Below are 23,685 nucleotides of genomic sequence, written 5' to 3'. Positions count from 1 at the left end.
CCATATACAAGGCCTAGAACAAAGGAGGGTTTCTTTAAAAAGTATGAATATGTATACGATGAGCATTATGATTGTTACATCTGCCCAAACAACCAAACTCTTGAATACCGAACAACAACAAGAGAAGGATATCGACAGTACGCTTCGAAACCGGAAATATGTAAAACGTGCCCATTTTTAGAAAAGTGTACCCAAAGTAAAGATCACACTAAATTTATTCATCGCCACATTTGGGAGCATTATGTGGAAGAAGTCGACCACTTAAGACATACAGATATCAATAGAAATATATATGAAAAGCGCAAAGAAACGATTGAACGGGTCTTTGCCGATGGAAAAGAGAAGCATGGCATGCGATGGACAACCCTACGAGGACTGGAAAAATTGTCCATGCAGGCGATGCTTACTTTCGCTGCCATGAACTTAAAGAAAATGGCAAACTGGACATGGAAAAGACCATGTCCAACCTAAATAAGACAAGAATCTTAGAAAATGATGAGCAAAAAAAGACAAACCCCAACTCAAATGAAGCATTTGAGTTGGGGTTTGTCGACAGTCTGAAAGAGAGAAATTATCTCTCTTTTATCTTATTTCGAACAATTTTTCTGGTTAATTTCATCAAGAAGTTCTATCCAGAGCTTACCTATATTCTCCATTGAATATCGTTGAACATTTTTTAGTGCATTTTTTCCCATTTTAAGTCTTAATTCTCTATTTATAATTAACTGTTCTAATTTATTTGCGAATTCTTCAATATTTTCTTCTTCTACTAAAAAGCCATCTACATTATTGGTTATTATTTCTCCAGGACCTTCTGGGCAATCAAAACTTATGACTGGTAAACCCACTGCCATAGCTTCTACAATGACCATTCCAAATCCTTCATATCTTGAACTCAACGCATAAATAGATGATTTTGCAAATTCTTCTTCAATATTTTGTCTAGGAGGGAGAATAAAAATATTATTATAGGTATGGGTTTCATGTATTAAGTCTTGTAATTTTGAATGATCTCTTCCTTTTCCATAGATTTTTACAATCCAATCAGGATACTTATCTTTAATAAGAGAAAATGCTTTAATAAGCAAATCATATCCTTTTTGCGGAACTAAACGACCTGCACTTATTATAACTTTTTCATCTAGGCTTGCTCTAACATCTTTTAGAGGAGGAATGGAATTTGTTACTTTCTTAACCTTTAAGCTAGTACCTTCAAACAATTTTTTGTATTGGTTTGTATCTTTATCAGTAAGTGTTAATAAATAATTGAGTTTAGGATAATTTTTTTGAATATCCTTTTTTAAACTATCTGGATAAATATTAAAATTCAAATGCTCTTGTCCAATTAAAATATTGCTTTTATGGGCATATTTCGCAGCGAAAATATTAAAACTTGGTCTAGTAGTAATGATAATACTATCACGAACACTTCGAATCCATTTAAGCAACTTAATATCAGTTATTGGAGAATATAGGTGGAAAGCTTCATCATCTTTATGAATTAATAGACTTCTTTTTCTGTCAATCAATCGAATGAGTAAACTTCTTCCTTTAATAGCGCCTCTTAATTTGCTGTGAATAACTGATATTTTTATTCTAGGATCTAAAGGAAAGAAAATGTTTTTTTGATATCTGAAAAGGCTAACTATTTCTACATCATATCCATTTCTAGCTAAAAAATTTGCAGTATTAACGGTGGTTCTTACTGTACCACCTACTCCGTATATATCAAAAAGGAGTATATAGATTTTTTTATTCAACCTTTCCACCTTCTCTGAAACGAAATAAAATTTCAATTGATCTTTGAGATGCATTCCCATCCTCGTAGGAATTAAATGTTGATTTAAATTTAGAGTATTTATCATAATATCTTTTTGTTATTGAATCTATATTTTTTATTGCACTGAGTAATTCATCACTATTATTAAGTAGTGGACCAGGTGCCAAAGATTTAAAATCAAGATAAAAGCCACGCAATTTATTTTTATACTTTGTGTAATCGTAAGTATAGAATAATATTGGTTTATCTGTAATAGCAAAATCAAACATTACAGATGAATAATCCGTTACAAGAATATCACATAAATTATATAAATCACCTATATCATTATAATATGTTGCGTTATATATAAAATCCGAATAATTTTTTAATTGTAACCTCTTTGCATCAAAATAATGCAGTCTAAGTAATATTACGTATTCCTCACTTAATTCTTTATAAAATTTTTGTATATTAAATTTTAATCTATAGTTTTCTCTCTTATCGTCATCTTCTCTCCATGTTGGGGCATAGAGGATTATTTTTTTATTATCTGGGATATTGAAATATTTTCTTATATTTTTAATTTTTTCCCTATCCGGATTTACTAGTTGGTCATTTCTTGGATAACCAGTTACTTTAATTGGTATATCTAATTGGTAAGCTCTTTTCATTATTTCACTAGTATATGGATTTGGGGAAATTAAGAAATCCCATTTTTTTACTCTATTTAATAAATTTTTGTCCGTATTAGCAGAAAATGCTTTTGCGTTTTCTGACACATCTAATCCTAATTTTTTTAATGGAGTTCCATGCCATGTTTGTAAGAAAAACTGACCTTTACGCTTATTGAAAAAGTCCGGAAAGTTCGCGTTATTTATAAAAAATTGAGATCTCGCCATATAATAATAATATTTCCATGATTTTGGTTTAACGATAATACTATCTTTTCCGGTAAATAATTGTTTATCTTTTAAAATCCATATATAAGTGTTTTTGTTACCTTCTATTTCATAGAGTTTCTCAAAGATCGCTCTAGGATTATCAGAATAATGGTTTCCATAAAAACTTTGGAATATAAAAGTATTTTTTTTAATAGGGAATATTTTCGATATCAACTTATAAAAGTATACTTTCAAGATGTTTCCTTTTTCTAAAAATTTTTCAATTATCTTTCCTATCTTAGTTTGTTCTTTTGTTTGAAATTCAATTTCTTTGTCTATAATAATAGGAAATTGAAAATTTAGGTTTGAATTTGAAAAGTTAGCAATCCAATTATTAAAGGATTTAGAAGTTTTTATTTTGTCCATCATTTCTCGACTAATATTATCCGAAATAATTAAAAACGAAAATTCAATATCATTCTTATTAGTTTTATTAAGGTAAATACTTGCATTAATTAATAGAGATTGGGAATAAGGGATAGGAATTTTAATATTACCTTTGTATTCAGAAAATACATCGGTATTGGGTTTCATAATATTAATGTGTCCCTTAATAAATAATTTGTTTTCTTTAAATATTATTGAATTTAAATTCTTAAATATCATGTAATCCCTTATAAACAAAGATAAATTACCTGCATAATTATAGTATAGCTTTAAGGAAAAATGATCAAATCCATTAGTTATTATAATTTGAGGATAATTATACGAGCTATATTCTTTAATTCCATGAACTCTCGGATTGGTAATTAGGTGACCAGTATCTTCAATAATTAAATATCCATCCCAAATTCCTGGTGAAAAGGATTTGTTCATTAATACCGAATTCGTGTCAATTATTGTTTCTACTGTTTGTTTATTTGGATTATAGCTGGCATCAAAAGATAATACAGCTTTAGTATCTCTTTCTTTAAATAGAACTTTTAGGTTTTTAATATGATCTAAGTTTCCCTTTCTGAGTTCACCTTCTAATTTAATAATTAGGTTGAAAGAATCTTTAGAGACTTTTTCTATTGAGAAGACTCTAGGTTCGAAAGTTTTTTTATAACTTTTTATGAGAAATTCATAGTCATTTTTTAACTGAGTACTATAAGATATAACCTTGTTGTTTACTAAATGTTCTCGGTTATTAATAAGAGCACTCTTATTAGGAATAATGGTTAACTGATGGGACTCATCACAATTTATTCTCTTTAAAGAAAATATCAAGATATTCGGAACTTCAATCTCTGGTAATTCAATATCCAACGAGCAAGATGTCGTATAATTTGGATTTAATTGAAGTTCATTAATAAAAATCTTATTGATAATGGAATTTTTTTTTGAAATCAGTTCTGATTGAATATAATATTCATCTTGATTATTTAATACTTCTTTGTAAATTCTAGGAAAAAACATTGTTAAATTTAGATGTAATCTATTTTCTTGAAAATCTATATTATTTATGGATACTGATGAAGAACTGTTAACTTTTTTCATTTTAAGAAAATTAGAAGCTGTTCGTATTAATTCAAAATAATTATCAGAACTTGGATTATAAATTACAGGTAATGAAAAATTATCATCAACCTTTAAGTTAAATTTATTGTTAGAAGTTTTCACACATAATGACAAGATTTCATCATTATGTGTGATTTGATCAAATTTATTATAAGGTATTTTAATACATAGCTCATTACTATTATTTAATTTAGCTTTTTCTGAGGAAAAAACTAAACTACCGTCATCTTTTAAGGAGATAATATATATATCATTGATGTTATTTTCTTGTATTAATTCATTTGTAAAATATTCATTAAAGATAAATTCAATGTAATCATTGTGGGAAGATATCTCTTTGATATTACCTCTTTTGTATATCACAGGTTCCCATTTTAAAAATTTCCTTATCATTTTATTACTCCTTTTATTAATTAAATATCGACCAAGGAATCTGCCTTATTTAATATTTCGTCTTTAAAAAGTCCTTTCAAATATTCTAGTACTTCGTCTTTAATTTCTTCGTGTTGTATAGCGAACTCAATTGTTGTTTTCACAAAACCCAACTTTTCACCAACATCATATCGTTTTCCAATAAAATTGTAAGCAAAAACTCTTTGAATTTCATTTAGTTTATGAATGGCATCTGTTAATTGTATTTCTCCACCTGATCCTACTTCTTGATTTTCTAAAAAACGAAAGATTTCTGGTGTCAGTATATATCTACCCATTATTGCATAATTTGATGGTGCGGATCCTATTTTTGGTTTTTCAACAAAACTTTTCACTTGAAATAATCGACCGTCTTCGGTTAATGGATCAATAATACCATATCGATGTGTTTCATGTTCAGGTACGGCTTGAACTCCAATTACAGAAGAAAATGTTCTATTATATATATCAATTAATTGTTTGAGACATGGTGGATCATTTACAACAATATCATCTCCTAATAAAACAGCAAAAGGTTCATCACCTATGAAATTTCGTGCACACCAAACAGCATGACCTAAACCTTTTGGTTCTCTTTGCCTAATATAATGTATATTGGCAAGATTAGAGGAGTAGCGTACTTTTTCTAATAAATCAAACTTTCCTTTCTCAGAAAGATTTTTTTCTAATTCAGGTGCGTTGTCAAAATGATCTTCAATTGCTCTCTTACCTTTACCAGTTACAATTATAATATCTTCAATTCCTGATGCAACAGCTTCTTCAATTATATACTGAATCGTAGGTTTATCTACAATTGGTAACATTTCTTTTGGCATTGCCTTTGTAGCAGGTAAAAACCTAGTACCTAATCCCGCTGCAGGAATGATTGCTTTTGTTATTTTTTTCATATTTAAAAACCTCCAATTTAAAGTTAATATTTAGAAGTGAATAAATTAATTTAGGATATTGATCATTTGTAAATTATAATTATAAATAGTAAACTCAAATAAAGCCAGGTCTACATTATACCAAATTAATTACAATTGTTATTAATTATAACAATAGATATAAAAAATTACCTATATTATCAATTTTTTTACAGAATGTTTAAAAGATCTTTTATTTTTATCTAAAATATTACATCTCTTATGAAATCTATATTATTCACTTACCTTTATTGTTTTTTTACACTTTTATTAGTATAATTTATTAGCGTTCAATATAGAAGTTTGAGTTGAAAGGATATTCCTATGAAATCAGCATTATTAGTCCTGAAAGAACAAATAGATAATTTCTATCTTATACAAAGACTTTCGTTATATGAAATGAAAAGTAATAATAAAAATAATTACCTAGGTATGGCATGGGAAGTAATAAATCCAGTAATACAAATTCTTATTTATTGGTTTGTATTTGGTAATATTATGGCTAGAGCAGATATAGAAGTTACTCCTGGTTTGGACGCACCATTTATTGCTTGGTTAATCGGTGGATATATTCTTTGGAATTTCTTTTATCAGGCAACCATTCAGGGGTCCAAATCCATTTATACCAGATTAGGGATGCTTTCTAAAATGAATTTCCCTATGAGTGTTATACCTAACTTTATTGCTTTTTCTCAGTTTTATGTACATTTAATTATGATTGTGATTTCTATTATTTTACTCCAATTAATGGGTTTTTATATTAATGTGTATTACTTACAACTCGTTTATTTTATATTCGCATTATTTTGTTTAATATTTTCAATATCTTTAATAACATCTACACTTTCAACAATTGTTAGAGATGTTCATATGTTATTGAATGCAGTTTTGAGGATGTTACTTTATATGTCTCCTGTCCTTTGGCCGATTTCTGTTATCTTAGATGATTATCCGACCCTTGTTATTGTAATGAAACTTAACCCCCTCTACTACTTAATCGAGGGCTATAGGGCGGCATTTTTTGGTACAGAGTGGTATTTTATTACTCATTGGGAGTATACACTATATTTTTGGGGACTTGTTATTGTCTTGTTCCTATTAGGATCAGCGATGCATGTGAAATTTAGAAGACATTTTATTGACTACTTATAAAGGCTTGTGATGTTTATGGAAAAAGCGATTATTGCGAAAAATATTACAAAGAAATATAAATTGTATAAAGGAACAAAAGAACGGATTCTTGATTTGATCTCTCCTAAAAGCTACGGGGAAGACTTTTATGCACTTGCGAATGTCAGTTTTGAAGCGGAAAAAGGAGATGTCATTGGTTTTCTAGGTATTAACGGATCCGGGAAATCCACACTTTCCAATATTATTGCTGGAATCGTCCCACAAACATCCGGTACGGTCGAAGTGAACGGTGAAACAGCATTAATTGCTGTCTCCGCTGGATTAAAAAATGATTTGACCGGTCGAGATAATATTGAATTAAAATGTTTAATGCTTGGATTTAGTAAAGAAGAGATCAAGAAAATGGAACCGGAAATCATTGAATTTTCAGAGCTAGGAAAATTCATTGATCAGCCCGTAAAATCATATTCAAGTGGAATGAAATCACGACTAGGATTCGCCATTTCTGTTACGGTTAACCCTGACATCATTATCGTGGATGAAGCTTTATCTGTTGGAGATAAAGCATTTGCACAAAAAAGTTTAAATAAAATGAAAGAATTTAAAAAAATGGGGAAGACAATGATCTTTGTCAGTCACTCCATCGGTCAAATGAAACAGTTTTGTGATAAAATATTATGGCTAGAATTTGGAATGGTACGTGAATTTGGACCGGTAGGAGAAGTCATCCCGAAATACGAAGAATTTATAAAGCAGTGGCAAAAAATGTCCAATCGCGATCGTGAGAAGTATCGAGCGGAAGCTGTAAAAAAACAATTAGAATTACTTCAAGTTCATTCTTAACTGGTCTGGAGAATTTGAGCATCTCAAATTCTCCTTATTTTCGTAAAAGAACGATTCAGTACATCGGATAGGGAGGGGAGTAGCACGATAATCTAAAAAGAGGTGCTACGACCCTCAGATTTTTCCATATCCTCAAGGATTTTTTTGTTGTTATTCAACTGTTTCATTCTGATTCCTTCTAGCAGTTTTCCACACAAAAATAACCACCCATGATGAACGGTTTCTATAAATAGATTCCATTCATTCACGGGTGGTTTTCTTTTTTAAGTCCTCATTCTTCTTGCGAAATCGACAAAGCGGAATTTGTCTGGACGATGTCTAGATTCCGTATATTGAAACAGGTTCGCATCGTCTAAATAGACATGGCTTCGAATGACGACCATGTTATGAAATCCTTCTAAATCTAACAACGCACGGTCCTCGTCCGTTGGTTCTTCCACGACGATTTCTTTTTTTGCAAAACTGATTTTCAAATTCAATTTTCCCTCTAAATATTCATAAATCGAGTCTTCGCAAATGTCTTTTGTTAAATGGGGGACATATTTCTTCCATAAATAATCTTTATCTAAAATCACTTTTTCCCCGTTCATTTCTCTCGTGCGTACGATTTTCCACACTTGGTCTTTATTCGTTAACTGCAGTTGTCTCCGAATTGTTGCATCCGGTTTTAACAATTCCAGCTCATGAACAGTCGTTTTCGGTTTGCTTTCCATTTTTTTCGATAGTTCTTTAAAACTCACAAGTCCTGATACTGGAAAATCAAACTTATTAATATCAATGACGAGGGAACCTTTGCCACGGATTTTATGAATGTATCCGTTTTGGGCAAGCAACGTTAATGCTTTGCGAATCGTTTCTCGCGACGTTTGAAATTGTTCTTTTAATTCATTTTCACTCGGCAAAAGGGAATTCGCTTTAATTTTGCCGTTTTTAATATCATTGACGATTTCGTTGTAAATGGATAAATATTTGTTTGCCATTATGAATCTCCTATCCATTCATTGTGACGCTCGTTTCCTTACTTTAAAAGATAAACGATAGACTCATATGGTCGTAATCGGATGTTTCTTGAAAGAGAAGCAGAGTCTTTATAATTAGAGATTAACATATTGGCGTTCTTTCCTTCAATCTCAACATCATTAGGAATGTCAAAGGTAACTTCATTTCCATAGAAGTTGTTAATGACTAATAATTGTTCATCTTTGTAAGTTCGAACATAGGCAAAAACGGACGGATGATCACCGGCAATTAAGCGATAATCGCCTTCTGTAATTATGTCATACTCTTTTCGTAATTGAATTAATTTTTTGTAATGATAAAAAATTGAATCTGGATCTTTTAACGCTTGTTCGGCATTAATTTCTTTATAGTTTCGAGCGACAGGAATCCATGGTGTTCCGGTTGTGAAACCTGCATTTTCACGATCATTCCATTGTACAGGAGTACGGCCGTTATCTCTTGATTTTTGTTTTAAAATCTCTAAAATTTCTTGTTCTGATTTCCCTTGGCTTTTTAAAATTTTATAGGCGTTTAATGACTCAACGTCGCGATAGTCATTAATATCATCAAAGTTCGGATTGGTCATACCGAATTCTTCCCCTTGGTAAATATAAGGGGTTCCTTGCATCATATGCAATGTAGTAGCCAGCATTTTGGCAGATTCTTTATGATAAACGGTATCATCGCCAAATCTAGAAACGATACGCGGTTGGTCGTGGTTACACCAGAAGATCGCGTTCCAGCCGCCGCCTTTATTCATCTCCACTTGCCATTCGGATAAAATGTTTTTTAATGCGATAAAGTCGAAGTCAGCTTTTGTCCATTTTTGTCCATCCGGATAGTCGACTTTTAAATGATGGAAACTAAACGTCATATTCAATTCTTTTCGATCCGGATTGGTATACTTAATACAGTTGTCGATTGACGTAGAAGACATTTCTCCAACCGTCATAATGTCGTATTTTGAAAACACTTCTTGGTTCATTTCGTGTAAAAATTCGTGTATTCTCGGACCATCGGTGTAAAATTTTCGTCCGTCCGTATCATCTTCAGGAAAACGTTGATCTTTCGAAATTAAGTTTATGACATCAAGACGGAATCCATCGACTCCTTTTTTGAGCCAAAAATGCATCATTTCATAGACGGCTTTACGAACGTTTTCATTTTCCCAATTTAAATCTGCTTGCGTGACGTCAAACAAGTGCAAATAATATTGCCCGGTTGTTTCATCGTATTCCCAAGCCGATCCACCGAATTTCGATTCCCAATTTGTTGGAGGTTGTCCGTTTTTACCGTCCTTCCAAATGTAAAAATTACGATAGGGATTATCTTTTGAAGAACGAGCTTGTTGGAACCATTTATGGTATGTAGACGTATGATTGACTACAATATCCATAATGATTTTAATATCGCGTTTATGGGCTTCATCTAGTAACCGGTCAAAATCTTCCATCGTCCCGTATTCCCGATAAATGGAATAGTAGTCACTGATGTCGTACCCATTATCTCGTTGAGGGGATTCATAAATGGGGGTTAGCCAGATGACATCAATCCCAAGTTCTTTTAAATAATCGAGTTTTTCAATAATTCCTTGAAGATCACCGGTACCATTTCCGGTCGTATCATTAAAACTTTTTGGATAAATTTGATACACAACGGATTTTTTCCACCATGCTGTTGCCATTTTATACACCTTCTTATTGTTGTTGTGTTGTGTAAGTAGAAAAGGAGGGAGAAATAGACTCCCTCCTGAATCGGAGTGCTTATATAAATAAGATGTTCAAAACAATTTTACCTTATTTTTTAAAAGGAACTTTGTTCATGCCAGTTTTGGAGAAGATAATTGTTAATAACACTGGAACGACGATGGCGATACCCATAGATACGAAGAACATTCCCCAATGTTGAGCTTGGATGGATAAGAATCCAGGAAGTCCTCCAACTCCGATAGAGTTAGCCATTACGCCACTACCAACAGATACGATCGCAGCAGTTGCTGATCCGATAATGGCTGCTAAGAATGGGAAGCCATATTTTAAGTTAATACCATACATCGCTGGTTCTGTAACGCCAAGATAAGCAGAAATAGCAGCTGGTATTGATACTTGTTTTTCTTCTTCATTTTTTCTATGAAGATAAATCATTGCAAGTACGGCAGAACCTTGAGCGATATTAGATAGTGCAATCATTGGCCATAAGTTAGTTCCGTTAAATTCACTCATTAACTGTAAATCGATCGCGTTTGTCATATGGTGTAAACCAGTAATAACAAGCGGTGCATACGCAAATCCAAATATAGCCGCAAATAACCAACCAAATGCAGAAGTTAAGCTGTTATATACGATATCAGAAATCCAAGATCCAATTTCCCAACCGATTGGTCCTAAAATTGTATGAGCAACTAAAACAGTAGGAATAAGTGCAAAGAATGGAACAACAATCATAGAAATGGAACTTGGTACAACTCGACGTAGTCTAGTTTCTAAAAATCCTAGTAATAGACCTGCTAAAATAGCTGGAATAACTTGTGCTTGGTAACCAATCATTTCAATTTGTGCAAATCCAAAATCCCAAAATGGAATTTCTTCAGCTGTTGCAACTCCATAAGCGTTAAGTAGCTGTGGAGAAACAAGGGTAATCCCTAAGACGATCCCGAGAATTGGAGATGCACCCATTCTTCTTGCGATGGACCAAGTAATCCCAACAGGCAAGAAGTGGAAGACAGCTTCACCAATTAACCATAAGAAAGAGTGAACGCCATCCCAAAATTGTGAAACTTCGACGATGGTTTTTGTTCCATCTTCTAGCATTTTAATATCGCCGATAACGTTTCTGAAACCGAGGATTAAACCTCCAACAACAAGAGCTGGAATAAGCGGTGTAAAAATATCCGCTAAATATGAAACGATTCGTTGCAACCAGTTCATGTTTTGTTTAGCAACTTCTTTTACTTCATCTTTTGTTGCTTCTCCAACCCCTGCAATTTTTACAAATTCTTGATAGAATTCAGGAACTTCATTACCGATAATGACTTGGAATTGACCGGATTGAGTGAACGTTCCTTTCACAAGTTTAATGCTTTCAATTGCTTTTACATCTGCTTTTGCCGGGTCTTTCAAAACAAATCGCATTCTCGTAACACAATGCGTAACCGCGGCAATGTTTTCTTTCCCGCCGACATGTTGCAGCAATTCTTTTGCCGGATCTGTGTACTTACTCACCTTTTATTCCCCCTTTTCGAATTGGAAACATCCATTTTTTGTAAAAAATACCAATGAGTGCGCTTTCATGAATGAGCGAGCATGTCATCTTGTATATACAAGTTATGACTACGCTTTCATTTTATCTTGTATATACATGTATGTCAATCACAAATCTTTTAGAACAAAAAATGGATATTCTTAGTATGTATAATCATAAAGATTTATAAGTTATATAAATTTTGGAAAAAATTGTGGGAGTTAGTTGCAACTCGATAAAAATTTATTTGTAACTTCGGAAGAAAAACTTGTAAGTGCGAGGAAATTTCTTGCAACTCAATAAATAAATTTGCAACTCGAACGATTTAAGGTAAAAAGGAAGGATTGGCAAGGGCCAATCCTCACTGATTTTTGTGATATTTGCAAGGTTTGACATGAAATTTGCAACTACAGAAAAGAAGTTTGCAGCTTTTAAAGACGAATTTGCAACCTGTGAAAATTGCAGGAATAGGAATTTGCAACTTGTAAAAATTTATTTGTGACTTTGAAAGAAAAACTTGTAAGTGCGAGGAAATTTCTTGTAACTCGATAAATAAATTTGCAACTCGATTGATTTAAGGTAAAAAGGAAGGATTGGCAAAGGCCAATCCTCTCTGATTTTTGTGATATTTGCAAGGTTTGACATGAAATTTGCAACTACAGAAAAGAAGTTTGCAGCTTTTAAAGACGAATTTGCAACCTGTGAAAATTGCAGAAATAGTAATTTGCAACTGGTAAAAATTTATTTGTAACTTCGAAAGAAAAACTTGTAAGTGAAATAAAAATTCTTGCAACTAACAAAAAACGCAGGAATTTACAAACACTAACGATCTCATTAACAACTCTCGGTAAACCAACTTGCAACGATCAAATCGGAAATCTCCCTTAATTCACAAATCGATCAAAAAACTCAAGGATTTTACGATTGACTTTAATTTCGTTTTCTTTCTTTGAGAAACCATGGCCTTCGTCTTCAAGGACAACATATTCGATGTCACGTCCTTTTTTGCGCAGCGCTTCTACAATTTGGTCACTCTCTGCTTTTACAACGCGAGGGTCGTTCGCCCCTTGGATGACTAACATTGGTTTCACCATGCCATCCAAATGAGTGATCGGTGAGTATTCTGTTAATTTTTCTTTATCTTTTACTGGATCTCCTACCCACTGAGTCATATACGGCTTCCAAAATTCAGGAACGGACTCAATGAACGAGAACAGATTACTTACGCCAAATATATCAACAACTGCTTTGAAATATTCAGCATGACGACCGTGTAAAAGAAGTGCCATATATCCGCCGTAGCTGCCGCCCATTAATAAAATTTTATCTCTATCTGCGTAGCCATTTTTAATGATCCACTCTAACCCTTCAATATTATCCAAGCGAGGACCATGTCCCCAATCGCCTTCTACCATTTTCATAAAGGACAGTCCGTAGTTCGAAGATCCGCGGAAGTTTGGTGCAAAGATGGAATAACCGCGATTCAATAAAAACTGGAATAGAGCTCGGAACCATTTTCTTTCTAATGATTGCGGACCGCCGTGCGGCCATAAAATGACATGCCCATTATCATTTTCTTCTTTCGCTTTGAAAAAGAGCGCCTCAATTTCCAAACCATCAAACGAAGGATATTTTAACACTTCAGGTTCTACTAAATCTTCTTCTCTCACACCAGGAATGCGGTAATGGGTGAGTTCTTCCCATGTTTGTCCTTGATCTGTAGAACGGTAGATGTTATGCGGTCTAGTTGCACTTCTTCCTAATACATAAATATTACCGCTTTCCATCACAACCACTTTCTCAATAACGCTTGTTGGAGTTGTTAATGGTTTCACTTCGCCTGTTTTTACATCGTATTGATAAAAACGATCTTCCACTCCGTAAGAACCTACTAAATATAGAACATTAGCTTTTTTATCATATTTCACATTGGAAAAATATTCGTTTTCGATGGCCAATACTTTTGTAAATTCTTTCGTGTTTAGATTAAATTTGGCTAAGTAGGAAAGGTCAGCATCATAATCAGTTAAAAAGTAGATTTCATCTTCCGATATATATTCGATGCTACCTGTTGTATGCTGTTTGTCTGTTTTTGGTGTTATTAAGAATTCTTCATTGTTCATTGATACATAGGCTAGTGAATATGTATTGCCGTAAACCTTCACGTAAACGTAGCTTTTTTCTTCAGGGCTTACAGATGCCAATTGAGTTAAAGCTTCTTTTCCTTCGAGGATCAAAGTTTCTTCTTTAGTTTCAACATTATAAACATAGGAATTTAAAAATCTAGCATTTCCTTTCGTACTAGTATAATAGAGTCGCTTTCCGTCTTTTGAGAGATGTGCAAAGAAATGACGTTCGTTTTCTTGAACACGTAGCGGTACTAATTCACCACCGTGAGGTTGCAATGCGTACAGTTGTGTATTTTCATCTCCATCGTTATCAAATCCTACAATGATATATTCTCCAGTTTTCGCATAATAAAGCGCTTGTGTACTTTGATTTTTAAACGTTAATGGGTATGGGAAGCGTTTTTGTATATCGAACGCCCATAAGTTGTAATAACCGTTCAAATTGGTACTTAATACAACTTGTTTTTCATCGGGACTGACGACAAAGTCTTGAACTAATAATGTACGGAAAAATTTTTCAACATCTGGCTTTGGAAATTGTATCATATTGCCGACACTCCTTTTTTCATAATATTAATATTATTCTTACATATATTTTACAATATTTTCTTTAGATGACCTCCATCTAGCGTCTGATTTTTTATAAAATAATAGTGTCGATGTGATGCGCACATTCCTTTAAAAAACAAAAATTTTGAAAGCTTTATCCAACTTTGAGAAAAAAAGAATGAAGTTCACGCTCTTTCTCATAAACTCTAATAATAGTAGATCGGGAGGGGAGAGGCGATGAAAATTAAAAAAGCTATTATTCCTGCAGCGGGATTAGGAACAAGATTTCTACCAGCAACAAAAGCGCAACCGAAAGAAATGTTACCGATTGTCGATACGCCAGCGATTCAATTTATTATTGAAGAAGCGGTGCAATCAGGAATTGAAGAAATTCTAGTTGTGACAGGACGAGGGAAAAGAGCGATTGAAGATCATTTTGATAAATCATTGGAGCTAGAGGAATTGTTAGCTTTATCTGATAAATATGAAGAGTTGGAAATGATTCAACGCATTTCCCGTTTGGCAGATATACACTATATTCGGCAGAAGGAACCGAAAGGATTAGGGCATGCGATTTGGTGTGCGCGAAAGTTTATTGGGAATGAACCTTTTGCTGTGATGTTAGGAGATGACGTCGTCCAATCGAAGCAGCCATGTCTTCAACAGCTAATGAACGTATATGAAAAAGTCCAATCTTCTGTGATAGGTGTTCAAAATGTGGCAAAAGAGGAAGTGGGGAAATACGGCATCATTGAACCAATCGGTGAATTGGAAAAAGGACTATATGAAGTGAAAGGAATGGTCGAAAAACCAAACGCTGATGAAGCACCTTCGAATTTGGCCATCATGGCGAGATATATTTTAACTCCTGCAATTTTGGACATATTAGGTGAGATCAAACCAGGACAAGGCAATGAAATACAGTTAACGGACGGACTGCAACAGCTAGCCAAGTCAGAAAAAGTGTATGCCTATGAATTTGAAGGGAAACGATATGATATCGGAGACAAACTAGGTTTTATCCAAGCAACGATTGAGTATGCGTTAAAGCGAAAAGAGTTGCGTGAACCGCTTGTGAAATGGATAAAAGAAAATGAAGCATTCCAATGATATCGGATAATAGTAAACTGTCCTCATCATTTGATAAGGACAGTTTTTCTTTAACGGTCGGCTGGGAACACTAATCCAATTTGATCCCGAACTTGTTTCATAATTTTTGCGGTTGTCAATGAAACATCAAAACGGTTTACATCCGATTCGTATTTTTCTTCTTTTATGAGTCGAATAAATTCTTCCACTTCGTAATACATCGTGTTTTCGACTTGTGGCTGTGAAACGTCTGCAACGGATCCGTCTCGATAATGGATTTCTATTTTTTGCGGGGCACTTATTTTATGTATGATCATTGTTCCGTCTTCACCTTGAATTTCTGAAGGGATGATGGAGTTTGTGATTTTTGAATAAGTAGCCGTCGCATCAAACTGTTCATAATCTAAAATAATGGTCCCATGGCCATCGACGCCGGAACTTAATAGGTGGCCATTCCCTTTCACAGATGATGGTTCCCCAAACAAATAAACGAGAGGATATAAACAATAGATTCCAATATCCATCAGTGCCCCGTTTGAAAAGGCAGGATTAAAGGCATTTAAAATATTCCCTTGTTTAAAAGCATCGTACCGTGAAGAGTATTGGCAATAGGTAAAATATGCTTTCCTAACGTGTCCGATTTTTGGCAAATGTTCAATAATTGCTTTGAAATTTGGCATGAACAGCCCTTTAACAGCTTCCATAAGCAGCACTTGATTTTTTCTCGCACATTCAATCATTGCCTCGACTTCTTTTGGGTTGGAAGCTAGTGGTTTTTCACATAATACATGCTTTCCATGATTCATCATGAGGATTGCTTGTTCGGCGTGTAAGGAATTAGGACTAGCTATGTAAACAGCATCAATTTCATCCGATTTTGCGAACGCTTCTAAATCCGTATACCAATGAGATGCTCCGTGTTTTTCAGCAAATGTTAGAGCCCGTTCAGGTGTTCGGGAATATACCGCGCTTAATGTAAAATCTTCAAGTTGCTTTCCTGCATCAATAAATTTTTCTGTAATCCAGTTTGAACCAATCGTTCCAAATCGTATCATTTTCAATCCTCCACATCATTTGATAAAAAGAGATGGAAGAGAAGACTTCCATCTTTATACTTTTATCACGTTATTTCAAATCAATCATCGGTGAAATTATGAATGATATATCAGAAACCGAAAAAGAAGGTATCCAACTATATTCGTTCAACTACTGTTGTTTTCAAACATTCATTGATGAGATTCCGATCGATATACCCGGTTCGCTCATCCATTGCATTTAATGCACCAAAGGCACAACCATACGCTAAAATTTCTTCCACTGATAGCCCAAGGTCAATGGCGATGGCAAAGCCAGCAACCATCGCATCTCCACACCCGACAGTATTTTTCACTTCCACATTCGGTGGAGTACCTTTATAAAACCGTCCATTGGCAAAGGCAACCGCACCATCAGCTCCGAGTGATACAACGATTATCGGAATTTGCACCTCTTGATGTAATGATAAAATTGCCTGTTTAACTTCGTCGATCGTTTTTACTTTTTTATTGATGAATTGTTCCAGTTCTTCGAGATTTGGTTTGATAAGAAAGGGTCGAGCCGACAAACTCTCCCGTAACGCTTGACCACTTGTGTCTAGTATGAATTTTTTTCTTTTAGCATTCGCAATGGAAATAAGCTTTTGATAAAAAGAAGGAGGGAGGCCATTCGGTAAGCTGCCCGATGCTGTAATAACGTCCGTTTGTTCAATCAAACGCTCAAACTTTTCAATAAACTGTTTCGCCTCATCTTCGTATATTTCTGGACCGCCCTCTAAAATTTCTGTTTGCTTTCGTTCGTGTAAAATAGCGATGCAATTTCTTGTATTTTCGCGAATTAGGACAAAATCGGTTGAAACTTGTAATTCATGAAGCTGTTGTAAAATAAACGTACCATTCGTTCCACCTAAAAATCCAGTGGCACGAACCGGATGTCCCGCTAAATGCACCACACGCGTTACGTTAATTCCTTTCCCGCCAGCTGTTTTCAAAACATGGGAAGCGCGATTGATTGTATCAATCTCAAGTTTTTTTAAAAAATAACTCATATCGACGGAAGGATTTAAGGTAATGGTCAAAATCATTCGAAGTTCCCCTTAATAACGGTTTTCACTAAGGCACATTCGAATTTTTTCTTGGACAACTGCCTTCATTGCTTCTTTAGCAGGTGTCATATATTTTCTTAGGTCACTAACGTCAGGGTGCTCGATGAAATATTGACGCAATCCTTTGGAAAAGGCAATTTTAAGCTCGGTGGCAATATTAACTTTCGCACATCCTAACGAAATGCATTTTCTTATGTCGGCTGCCGATAGTCCTGACGCTCCATGTAAAACAAGCGGGACGGAAACTTTTTGACGAATTTCTGCTAAACGTTCAAAATCAAGTTTCGGCTTGGAAGGGTATAATCCATGAGCTGTACCAATCGCAACTGCTAACGAATCGATGCCTGTTCTTTCTACAAATTCAATGGCAGCATCCGGGTCTGTATAAAACGATTCTTTTTCATCTACGATACGATCGTCTTCATTTCCTCCAAGTCTGCCAAGTTCTGCTTCGACGGTAGCTCCGTTTGCATGAGCATAATCAACCACTTCTTTGACGACTCGGATATTTTCCTCAAATGGAAGGTGGGAGGCATCAATCATCACTGATGTTGCTCCCAAATCAACAGAAGTTTTTATATCTTCTAATGTTTCATGATGATCTAAATGAAGCGCTATTGGGATATGATAGCGTAATGCCGCTGTTTCGGCGATTGCTTGAATGTAATCTCTACCGGCATAGTGAAAAGTTCCTGGAGTGGCAGCTAAAATTACTGGTGAACGCATTTCGGCGGCTGTTCCTGTAACAACTTGTATCGTTTCTAAATTATGGATATTAAACGCCGGTACTGCATACCCTTTTGTTTGGGCATCCAATAACATAGATTTCGTGTTCACGAGCTTGCTATTTTTACATAACATTCTCCGCCCACTCCTCAAGTTTTAGAGGGAATTCCCTCAATCTTTACTTCGGTCAAATTTGATTTCTCCTTCAACAGCGACTTTTTCAATTTGACCGTTTTCATCCATCACAACGAAATCCGCTTTTTTCTTTTCTTTAATACTTCCAAATTGATCATAAAGTCCAACGCTTGCCGCTGGGTTTAAGGAAGCCATTTTCCAGCAATCATAGAGTGGGATGTTTGTCCATTGATGCAAGTTTCTTACACCATCGATTAGTTTTAACGTACTTCCTGCCAATGAACCAGAAGTTGTTTTGGCAATTCCGTCTTTAACACGAACTTCAAATTCCCCGAGCATATACGTTCCATCAGGCATTAAGCCAGCACGCATACAATCGGTAATTAAAACCACTTTGTCTTTTTCTTTATTGTTGACGGCGATTTGAACAGAGGCTGGATGAACATGTTCACCGTCAGTAATTAATTCTACATACGTATCTTTCGTGGAAAGCGCTGCACCAACCGTACCAGGTTCGCGATGATGGAGCCCTCTCATTCCGTTATATAAATGAACAAAAATGGATGCCCCATGTTCAATCGCTTTTATACATGTTTCATAATCGGCAGCAGTATGTCCGAGTGCAACATACACTCCTTTTTCTGTTGCTTCTTTAATAAAGTTCATCGCTCCTTCGCGCTCAGGGGCAAGAGCAATTTTTCTTATAAGTCCATTGGAATTTTCGATCCATGCATCGAGTTCTTTCATAGACGGATCTTTGAAATAGGAAGGATTTTGCGCACCCTTATATTCTTCAGCAAAGTATGGGCCTTCAAGAAAAATCCCTTCGATTTTTGCTCCGAGGTTCGCATGTTGTTGAGCTTCGTAAATCGTTTTTACAACGTCTTTTAATGTTTCAAACGAGCTTGTTAATGTTGTCGGTAAAAATCGAGTCACTCCATATCGTAAAATATTTTGCGAAATTGCCTCAATCGCTTCTACTGAATTATCCATCACATCATAACCCGCTACCCCGTGAATATGGGTATCAAACAACCCGGGCGCAACAATATGCTCACCGAAGTCATAGACGGGTAGATTCGTATCCGGCAGTTGCTCATAATAACGTCCGAATACATCTCCCTTGACTTCTAGAAACCCTCCATGACGGACTCCTTCATCTAAAAACAAGGTCTTTGCTGTAATAAAGTAATGTTTTTCCATTTAAATCCCTTCTTTTTCGTCGACTTTTCCTGTGTATAAGGTAAAAATTTTAATATTTTTCGTTCCTTGTTCGAAAGCCTTTTGGACAAACTGATCCAAGTCTAATTCCCTGAAAAACAGGGAAGAAAGAAGCATTGGAACATTTGTCCCGCCGATAACTTTTACGTTGGTGTTCCTTGATGCGATTGTGGAGCAAATATTAAAAGGTGTGCCTCCAGCTATATCGGTAAAACAAACAATCCCATGTTCGAACCCGAGTTCTTCCATCGCTTTTGTAATGTTTGCTTTCAAACGTTCGGAACTATCTTCTTCTAAAAAGTTTACCACTTTTACATTTGGTTGTTCACCTGCAACTAATTTTATCGTACTATAGATGCCTTCTGCAAAAGTACCATGTCCACATATTAAAATTCCGATCATGATTAAACCTCCAAAAGAAAAAAAGAGAAGGGAATGACAAGGTTTAGCCTAAGCTAATCCAGCATTTTTTCGAATCAGCTTGAGAGTTGAACTTACAAGTTTTTCTGGAAGTTGCTAGTTTCATGTTTATCACATTCTAACAGTTGCAAATTCACCGTAAAAATTTACAAAAATCCATTTCATCGGAAAGGATTGGTCCAAGCCAATCCTTCCTTCAAGTTCTTATAAAACATTGAAAAATCGACCGACAAGTCCAATAAGAACAGTGATTCCGATTAATGTTAAAGGGGAGCGGCCTTTTTTCAATAAATAATACATTAAGAATGTATAAGCGAGTGGTAGTAGAGCAGGCATAATTTTATCTAATAAATCTGTTTGTAAAGCCACTTTTGCTTCACCCGTTTTGACAACCGCTGTTGTTTTAAAATTAATATATGTGGCAATAAGTCCGCCAACAACGGATAACCCAATGATAGAAGCGGCGCGGGAAACGAGTTTTGTACTTTCTTTTAATTTTTGAATGGCTCTCACACCTGTGTTATAACCGTAGCGCATTAACCCAAAGCGAATGCCGAAATGAACGATATTAAATAAAATAAGGAAAATAAACGGTCCGGCAATATTTCCATCCATCGCTAATGATGCCCCCATCCCTGCTGTAATTGGAAGCAAGGTAAACCAGAACAAAGCATCACCGATTCCGCCTAATGGTCCCATCGTAGCTACTTTAATTCCGCGAATCGCATCACGATCTTCTTTGTTTTGCTCCATGGCTAAAATAATTCCCATGATGAAAGTGACTAAGAAAGGATGAGTATTGAAAAATTCCATATGGTCTTTCATAGAGTTAGACAAATCGTCTTTATTTCTATGAATTTTTCTTAAACCCGGAATGATCGAATATAACCAGCCAGCTGCTTGCATACGCTCATAATTGAACGAAGCTTGCAGGAATAAAGATCTCCAAGCGAGAATATTTAAATCTCTTTTCGATAAACGGACGTCTTTGGATGAATCGACGTAATTAGATGCCATCTTCTATTTCCTCCTCTCTGTATGATGATCCGGAACCTCCGCTTGAACGGTTTTTATTTAAGAAGAAATCGTAAAGGGCTATGGCAATCCCAATTAGTGCAATCGCAAGAATCGGCATTTCCATATAGGCGGCTAATACGAATCCGACGATTAAAAACATCGCGTATTCCTTTTTCAACATGATTTTTAACAACATCGCAAATCCAATCGCCGGCATAATACCACCAGCAACTGAAAGTCCTCCGATGAACCATTCAGGAACAGCTTCTACGAATTTCGTTGCGGCATCTGCACTAAAGTAGATCGGTAGGAAGGCGATGACAAAATACATAACAAAGAGGATGGTCATTCCTAAATAGTTAATTCGTTCAATTCCTTTATAATTCGCATCTAACGCGTATTTGTCTGCTTTATGCATAACTGGTGCAAAAACGGTAAATAAAAGTGTAATAAGCCCTTGAACAGCGACCGCAAATGGAACGGCAATTCCAACGGCTACCGTTGGCTCTTGTTGAGTTAAAATCGCAAATGATGTACCTATAATTCCTCCGATGACAACGTTAGGCGGTTGGGCACCTGCAAGCGGCACCATTCCCATCCAAACTAATTCGAGGGTTGCCCCTGCCATTAAACCTGTCTGAACGTCACCTAAAATTAAGCCGACAACAAGTCCCGTTACGACAGGACGATGAATATGGGTAAGACCGTTAAATAAGTCAATCCCTGCGAGTCCTGCCCATATCGCTATTAAAAGCGCTTCCAAAAACATGCTGATTTCCTCCTTTACTCATTAATGAGGTCTAAAATGTTTTGACCTTTTTCATCGGGTACTCTGCGTAAATCTAATTCGACCCCTAGTCGGGCTAGTTCTCTGAAAGCTTCTTTATCTGCTTCATCGACGGATACGGTAGATGAAATTTGCGTTTTTCCTTCTTCATAATGCATGTTTCCAATATTGATTTTTTTGATCGGCACACCCCCTTTCACAAGTTTTAAAGCATCATGAGGATCTCTCACGACAATAAAGATTTTTTGTCGTGGAGAAGCCTTATGAATGATATCAATCGTTTTTTGAATAGAAAAAAATCGGGTTTGAATCACATCAGGGACGACCATGTCCATTAAACTTTGCTGAACAGGATCTTCCGCCACTTTGTCATTGGCGACTAAAATTAAATTGGCTCCTAAATGATTCACCCAAGTAACACCTACTTGACCGTGAATGAGTCGATTGTCGATTCTTGTTAATAAAATGTTTGGTTCCGCCATAAAATTTCCCCCTGAACATTTAATGTGGATATGGATAAATATTGACTCCTTGGACAACCCGGTGAACGATTCCTTTTGGGCTTGGATGATCAGGTTGAATGCCTAGTTGAATCGATTTTTTGAAAGCCAATGTTTGCGCAAACAGGATATAGAGGAAGGCTAGATGCATGTCGTGAACCTTTTCACCGGCAAATTCAATGCAATAATCACAATGATTCTTAATTTCATCTGTCGCTTGTTGAACTAATGCAATTGTTGTTACATTTAAAGATTGCTGGAAAATTTCTTTCATCATGTCTAATTCGTATTTTTGGGTGTAAGGATCATTGGAAAGATAGAAGACGATAACGGTATGATCGTTGATAAATGATTTTGGGCCATGTCTGAATCCAAGGGGCGATTCATAAACCGCGATTGTTTTTCCGCTTGTCAGCTCTAACATTTTTAAGGCTGATTCTTTCGCTAATCCTTGGAAAATCGCTGAGCCTAAATAAACGATGCGGTCGAAATTTCGCTTAGCCATTTCATCGATGGTTTCACTATAGTTGCAAAAAAAAGAATGGGCTTCTGATGTAAGAGAATTAAGTGTATGGCTGATGGGTTCAAGTTGATTCGTTTGGAAAATAAGACTTGCGGCAAGGAGCATCGATGTGAAGCTGCTCGTCATCGCGAATCCTAGATCATTTGTTTCTGCAGGCATGAGAAGGAGAAGAGAGCGGTTGTGATTTTTTGTATGGATGGCTAATTGCCCGTCTTCGTTACATGTAATAATGATTTGATAAAAAATTGAAACGATTTGTTCTCCAAGTTTAGACGCCGCTAAGCTTTCCGGGCTGTTCCCTGAGCGTGCGAACGAGACAAGGAGAGTAGGGGTCTCTTTCTGGAAATAATAATTGGGTGTAGATACTAAATCAGTTGTTGGAATGGCTTCATAGTGGAAATGATTGTACTGATGGTTTTGTTTTAAATAGGGGAGAACCGTTTCACCAATATAGGCAGACGTACCAGCTCCAGTTAAAATAACTCTTACATTACTATAATTATTGTTTAAAAATTTTAAAAATTCTTCAATTTCATTTTGCTGATCACGAATCAATTCCATCACTTTTTTCCAAACGGTTGGCTGCTGGGCGATTTCGGTTGCAGTATGAATGGCCCCAAGTTGTTCCAACCCATCTTTCGTGAAATTCAGTAACATTATGAGCCTCCTATATTTTTTAGTCTAGAATTCATTTGG

20 protein-coding genes are annotated in these 23,685 nt (G+C 35.3%); 4 read left to right on the top strand and 16 right to left on the bottom strand.

Annotation, left to right across the window (positions count from 1 at the left end):
- Positions 1 to 471, top strand: a 471-nt coding sequence (locus tag AC3ASS_RS03010) for a transposase (RefSeq protein ID WP_488282031.1), incomplete at its 5' end; no start/stop codon positions are given.
- 116 nt (positions 472 to 587) lie between these two features.
- Here the strand turns inward: AC3ASS_RS03010 and AC3ASS_RS03005 are convergent.
- The 3 genes from AC3ASS_RS03005 to galU (AC3ASS_RS02995) are packed head-to-tail and all read right to left on the bottom strand — an operon-like array spanning position 588 to position 5,522.
- On the bottom strand, positions 588 to 1,760 hold the full coding sequence (locus tag AC3ASS_RS03005; protein WP_488282030.1) for a glycosyltransferase family 4 protein: 1,173 nt from the start codon (positions 1,758 to 1,760) through the stop codon (positions 588 to 590).
- Complete coding sequence (locus AC3ASS_RS03000; RefSeq protein ID WP_488282029.1) at positions 1,753 to 4,596, bottom strand: CDP-glycerol glycerophosphotransferase family protein; 2,844 nt, start codon at positions 4,594 to 4,596, stop codon at positions 1,753 to 1,755. Before AC3ASS_RS03000 ends, AC3ASS_RS03005 begins: the two co-directional genes overlap by 8 nt.
- A gap of 20 nt (positions 4,597 to 4,616) precedes the next feature.
- Entirely contained in the window at positions 4,617 to 5,522 is a 906-nt protein-coding gene (gene galU, locus AC3ASS_RS02995) for a UTP--glucose-1-phosphate uridylyltransferase GalU (protein WP_488282028.1), read from the bottom strand.
- A gap of 342 nt (positions 5,523 to 5,864) precedes the next feature.
- Here galU (AC3ASS_RS02995) and AC3ASS_RS02990 point away from each other — a divergent pair, with 342 nt between their 5' ends.
- Together AC3ASS_RS02990 and tagH are read left to right on the top strand one after the other, a co-directional pair.
- The gene (locus AC3ASS_RS02990) at positions 5,865 to 6,692 is read left to right on the top strand and encodes an ABC transporter permease (protein WP_488282027.1); all 828 of its coding nucleotides are present in this window, start codon (positions 5,865 to 5,867) and stop codon (positions 6,690 to 6,692) included.
- A gap of 15 nt (positions 6,693 to 6,707) precedes the next feature.
- Positions 6,708 to 7,514, top strand: coding sequence for a teichoic acids export ABC transporter ATP-binding subunit TagH (gene tagH / locus AC3ASS_RS02985; protein WP_488282026.1), 807 nt, complete (start codon positions 6,708 to 6,710; stop codon positions 7,512 to 7,514).
- Between the two features lie 263 nt (positions 7,515 to 7,777).
- Here the strand turns inward: tagH and treR are convergent, their stop codons facing one another.
- The 4 genes from treR to AC3ASS_RS02965 all read right to left on the bottom strand — a co-directional run bounded on the left by treR (position 7,778) and on the right by AC3ASS_RS02965 (position 14,428).
- Positions 7,778 to 8,494 carry a trehalose operon repressor gene (treR, locus tag AC3ASS_RS02980; RefSeq protein WP_488282025.1) on the bottom strand — a complete coding sequence of 239 codons (717 nt, stop codon included), beginning with the start codon at positions 8,492 to 8,494 and terminating at the stop codon, positions 7,778 to 7,780.
- Between the two features lie 38 nt (positions 8,495 to 8,532).
- A complete protein-coding gene (gene treC, locus AC3ASS_RS02975; RefSeq protein WP_488282024.1) occupies positions 8,533 to 10,197 on the bottom strand; it encodes an alpha,alpha-phosphotrehalase in 1,665 nt (554 codons plus the stop codon).
- A gap of 112 nt (positions 10,198 to 10,309) precedes the next feature.
- Positions 10,310 to 11,734 (bottom strand): PTS system trehalose-specific EIIBC component, encoded by a 1,425-nt coding sequence (gene treP, locus AC3ASS_RS02970; RefSeq protein ID WP_488282023.1) that lies wholly within the window; start codon positions 11,732 to 11,734, stop codon positions 10,310 to 10,312.
- A gap of 903 nt (positions 11,735 to 12,637) precedes the next feature.
- Positions 12,638 to 14,428 (bottom strand): alpha/beta fold hydrolase, encoded by a 1,791-nt coding sequence (locus AC3ASS_RS02965; protein WP_488282022.1) that lies wholly within the window; start codon positions 14,426 to 14,428, stop codon positions 12,638 to 12,640.
- A 240-nt stretch (positions 14,429 to 14,668) separates the two neighbouring features.
- On the opposite strand from AC3ASS_RS02965, the gene galU (AC3ASS_RS02960) reads away from it, so the two are divergent.
- Positions 14,669 to 15,541 carry a UTP--glucose-1-phosphate uridylyltransferase GalU gene (galU, locus tag AC3ASS_RS02960; protein ID WP_488282021.1) on the top strand — a complete coding sequence of 291 codons (873 nt, stop codon included), beginning with the start codon at positions 14,669 to 14,671 and terminating at the stop codon, positions 15,539 to 15,541.
- 50 nt (positions 15,542 to 15,591) lie between these two features.
- Here the strand turns inward: galU (AC3ASS_RS02960) and AC3ASS_RS02955 are convergent, their stop codons facing one another.
- From AC3ASS_RS02955 to AC3ASS_RS02915, 9 genes are all read right to left on the bottom strand, one after another.
- Positions 15,592 to 16,575 (bottom strand): Gfo/Idh/MocA family protein, encoded by a 984-nt coding sequence (locus AC3ASS_RS02955; RefSeq protein WP_488282020.1) that lies wholly within the window; start codon positions 16,573 to 16,575, stop codon positions 15,592 to 15,594.
- A gap of 137 nt (positions 16,576 to 16,712) precedes the next feature.
- A complete protein-coding gene (gene pfkB / locus AC3ASS_RS02950; RefSeq protein WP_488282019.1) occupies positions 16,713 to 17,639 on the bottom strand; it encodes a 1-phosphofructokinase in 927 nt (308 codons plus the stop codon).
- 12 nt (positions 17,640 to 17,651) lie between these two features.
- Positions 17,652 to 18,521 carry a tagatose bisphosphate family class II aldolase gene (locus AC3ASS_RS02945; protein ID WP_488282018.1) on the bottom strand — a complete coding sequence of 290 codons (870 nt, stop codon included), beginning with the start codon at positions 18,519 to 18,521 and terminating at the stop codon, positions 17,652 to 17,654.
- Between the two features lie 36 nt (positions 18,522 to 18,557).
- Positions 18,558 to 19,724, bottom strand: coding sequence for an N-acetylglucosamine-6-phosphate deacetylase (gene nagA / locus AC3ASS_RS02940; protein ID WP_488282017.1), 1,167 nt, complete (start codon positions 19,722 to 19,724; stop codon positions 18,558 to 18,560).
- Entirely contained in the window at positions 19,725 to 20,144 is a 420-nt protein-coding gene (gene agaF / locus AC3ASS_RS02935; RefSeq protein WP_488282016.1) for a PTS galactosamine/N-acetylgalactosamine transporter subunit IIA, read from the bottom strand.
- Between the two features lie 222 nt (positions 20,145 to 20,366).
- Entirely contained in the window at positions 20,367 to 21,179 is an 813-nt protein-coding gene (locus AC3ASS_RS02930; protein WP_488282015.1) for a PTS system mannose/fructose/sorbose family transporter subunit IID, read from the bottom strand.
- Positions 21,169 to 21,948, bottom strand: coding sequence for a PTS N-acetylgalactosamine transporter subunit IIC (agaW, locus tag AC3ASS_RS02925; RefSeq protein WP_488282014.1), 780 nt, complete (start codon positions 21,946 to 21,948; stop codon positions 21,169 to 21,171). The genes AC3ASS_RS02930 and agaW overlap by 11 nt, the downstream gene beginning before the upstream one ends.
- Positions 21,949 to 21,962: 14 nt before the next feature.
- Positions 21,963 to 22,448 carry a PTS N-acetylgalactosamine transporter subunit IIB gene (gene agaV / locus AC3ASS_RS02920; protein ID WP_488282013.1) on the bottom strand — a complete coding sequence of 162 codons (486 nt, stop codon included), beginning with the start codon at positions 22,446 to 22,448 and terminating at the stop codon, positions 21,963 to 21,965.
- A gap of 19 nt (positions 22,449 to 22,467) precedes the next feature.
- Positions 22,468 to 23,646 carry an SIS domain-containing protein gene (locus AC3ASS_RS02915; protein ID WP_488282012.1) on the bottom strand — a complete coding sequence of 393 codons (1,179 nt, stop codon included), beginning with the start codon at positions 23,644 to 23,646 and terminating at the stop codon, positions 22,468 to 22,470.
- Between the last annotated feature and the right edge of the window lie 39 nt (positions 23,647 to 23,685).

The sequence above is a fragment of the Bacillus sp. JST-5 genome, assembly GCF_057747715.1.
Note: the sequence above shows the minus strand (reverse complement) of the source record. Positions and strands in the feature narration are given on the sequence as shown.

Bases quoted from the DNA above. Each gene is read 5' to 3' on its own strand.
- AC3ASS_RS03000 (WP_488282029.1), bottom strand. From the start codon at position 4,596: ATGATAAGGAAATTTTTAAAATGGGAACCTGTGATATACAAAAGAGGT.
- galU (WP_488282028.1), bottom strand. From the start codon at position 5,522: ATGAAAAAAATAACAAAAGCAATCATTCCTGCAGCGGGATTAGGTACT.
- AC3ASS_RS02990 (WP_488282027.1), top strand. From the start codon at position 5,865: ATGAAATCAGCATTATTAGTCCTGAAAGAACAAATAGATAATTTCTAT.
- tagH (WP_488282026.1), top strand. From the start codon at position 6,708: ATGGAAAAAGCGATTATTGCGAAAAATATTACAAAGAAATATAAATTG.
- treR (WP_488282025.1), bottom strand. From the start codon at position 8,494: ATGGCAAACAAATATTTATCCATTTACAACGAAATCGTCAATGATATT.
- treC (WP_488282024.1), bottom strand. From the start codon at position 10,197: ATGGCAACAGCATGGTGGAAAAAATCCGTTGTGTATCAAATTTATCCA.
- AC3ASS_RS02965 (WP_488282022.1), bottom strand. From the start codon at position 14,428: ATGATACAATTTCCAAAGCCAGATGTTGAAAAATTTTTCCGTACATTA.
- galU (WP_488282021.1), top strand. From the start codon at position 14,669: ATGAAAATTAAAAAAGCTATTATTCCTGCAGCGGGATTAGGAACAAGA.
- AC3ASS_RS02955 (WP_488282020.1), bottom strand. From the start codon at position 16,575: ATGATACGATTTGGAACGATTGGTTCAAACTGGATTACAGAAAAATTT.
- pfkB (WP_488282019.1), bottom strand. From the start codon at position 17,639: ATGATTTTGACCATTACCTTAAATCCTTCCGTCGATATGAGTTATTTT.
- AC3ASS_RS02945 (WP_488282018.1), bottom strand. From the start codon at position 18,521: ATGTTATGTAAAAATAGCAAGCTCGTGAACACGAAATCTATGTTATTG.
- nagA (WP_488282017.1), bottom strand. From the start codon at position 19,724: ATGGAAAAACATTACTTTATTACAGCAAAGACCTTGTTTTTAGATGAA.
- agaF (WP_488282016.1), bottom strand. From the start codon at position 20,144: ATGATCGGAATTTTAATATGTGGACATGGTACTTTTGCAGAAGGCATC.
- AC3ASS_RS02930 (WP_488282015.1), bottom strand. From the start codon at position 21,179: ATGGCATCTAATTACGTCGATTCATCCAAAGACGTCCGTTTATCGAAA.
- agaW (WP_488282014.1), bottom strand. From the start codon at position 21,948: ATGTTTTTGGAAGCGCTTTTAATAGCGATATGGGCAGGACTCGCAGGG.
- agaV (WP_488282013.1), bottom strand. From the start codon at position 22,448: ATGGCGGAACCAAACATTTTATTAACAAGAATCGACAATCGACTCATT.
- AC3ASS_RS02915 (WP_488282012.1), bottom strand. From the start codon at position 23,646: ATGTTACTGAATTTCACGAAAGATGGGTTGGAACAACTTGGGGCCATT.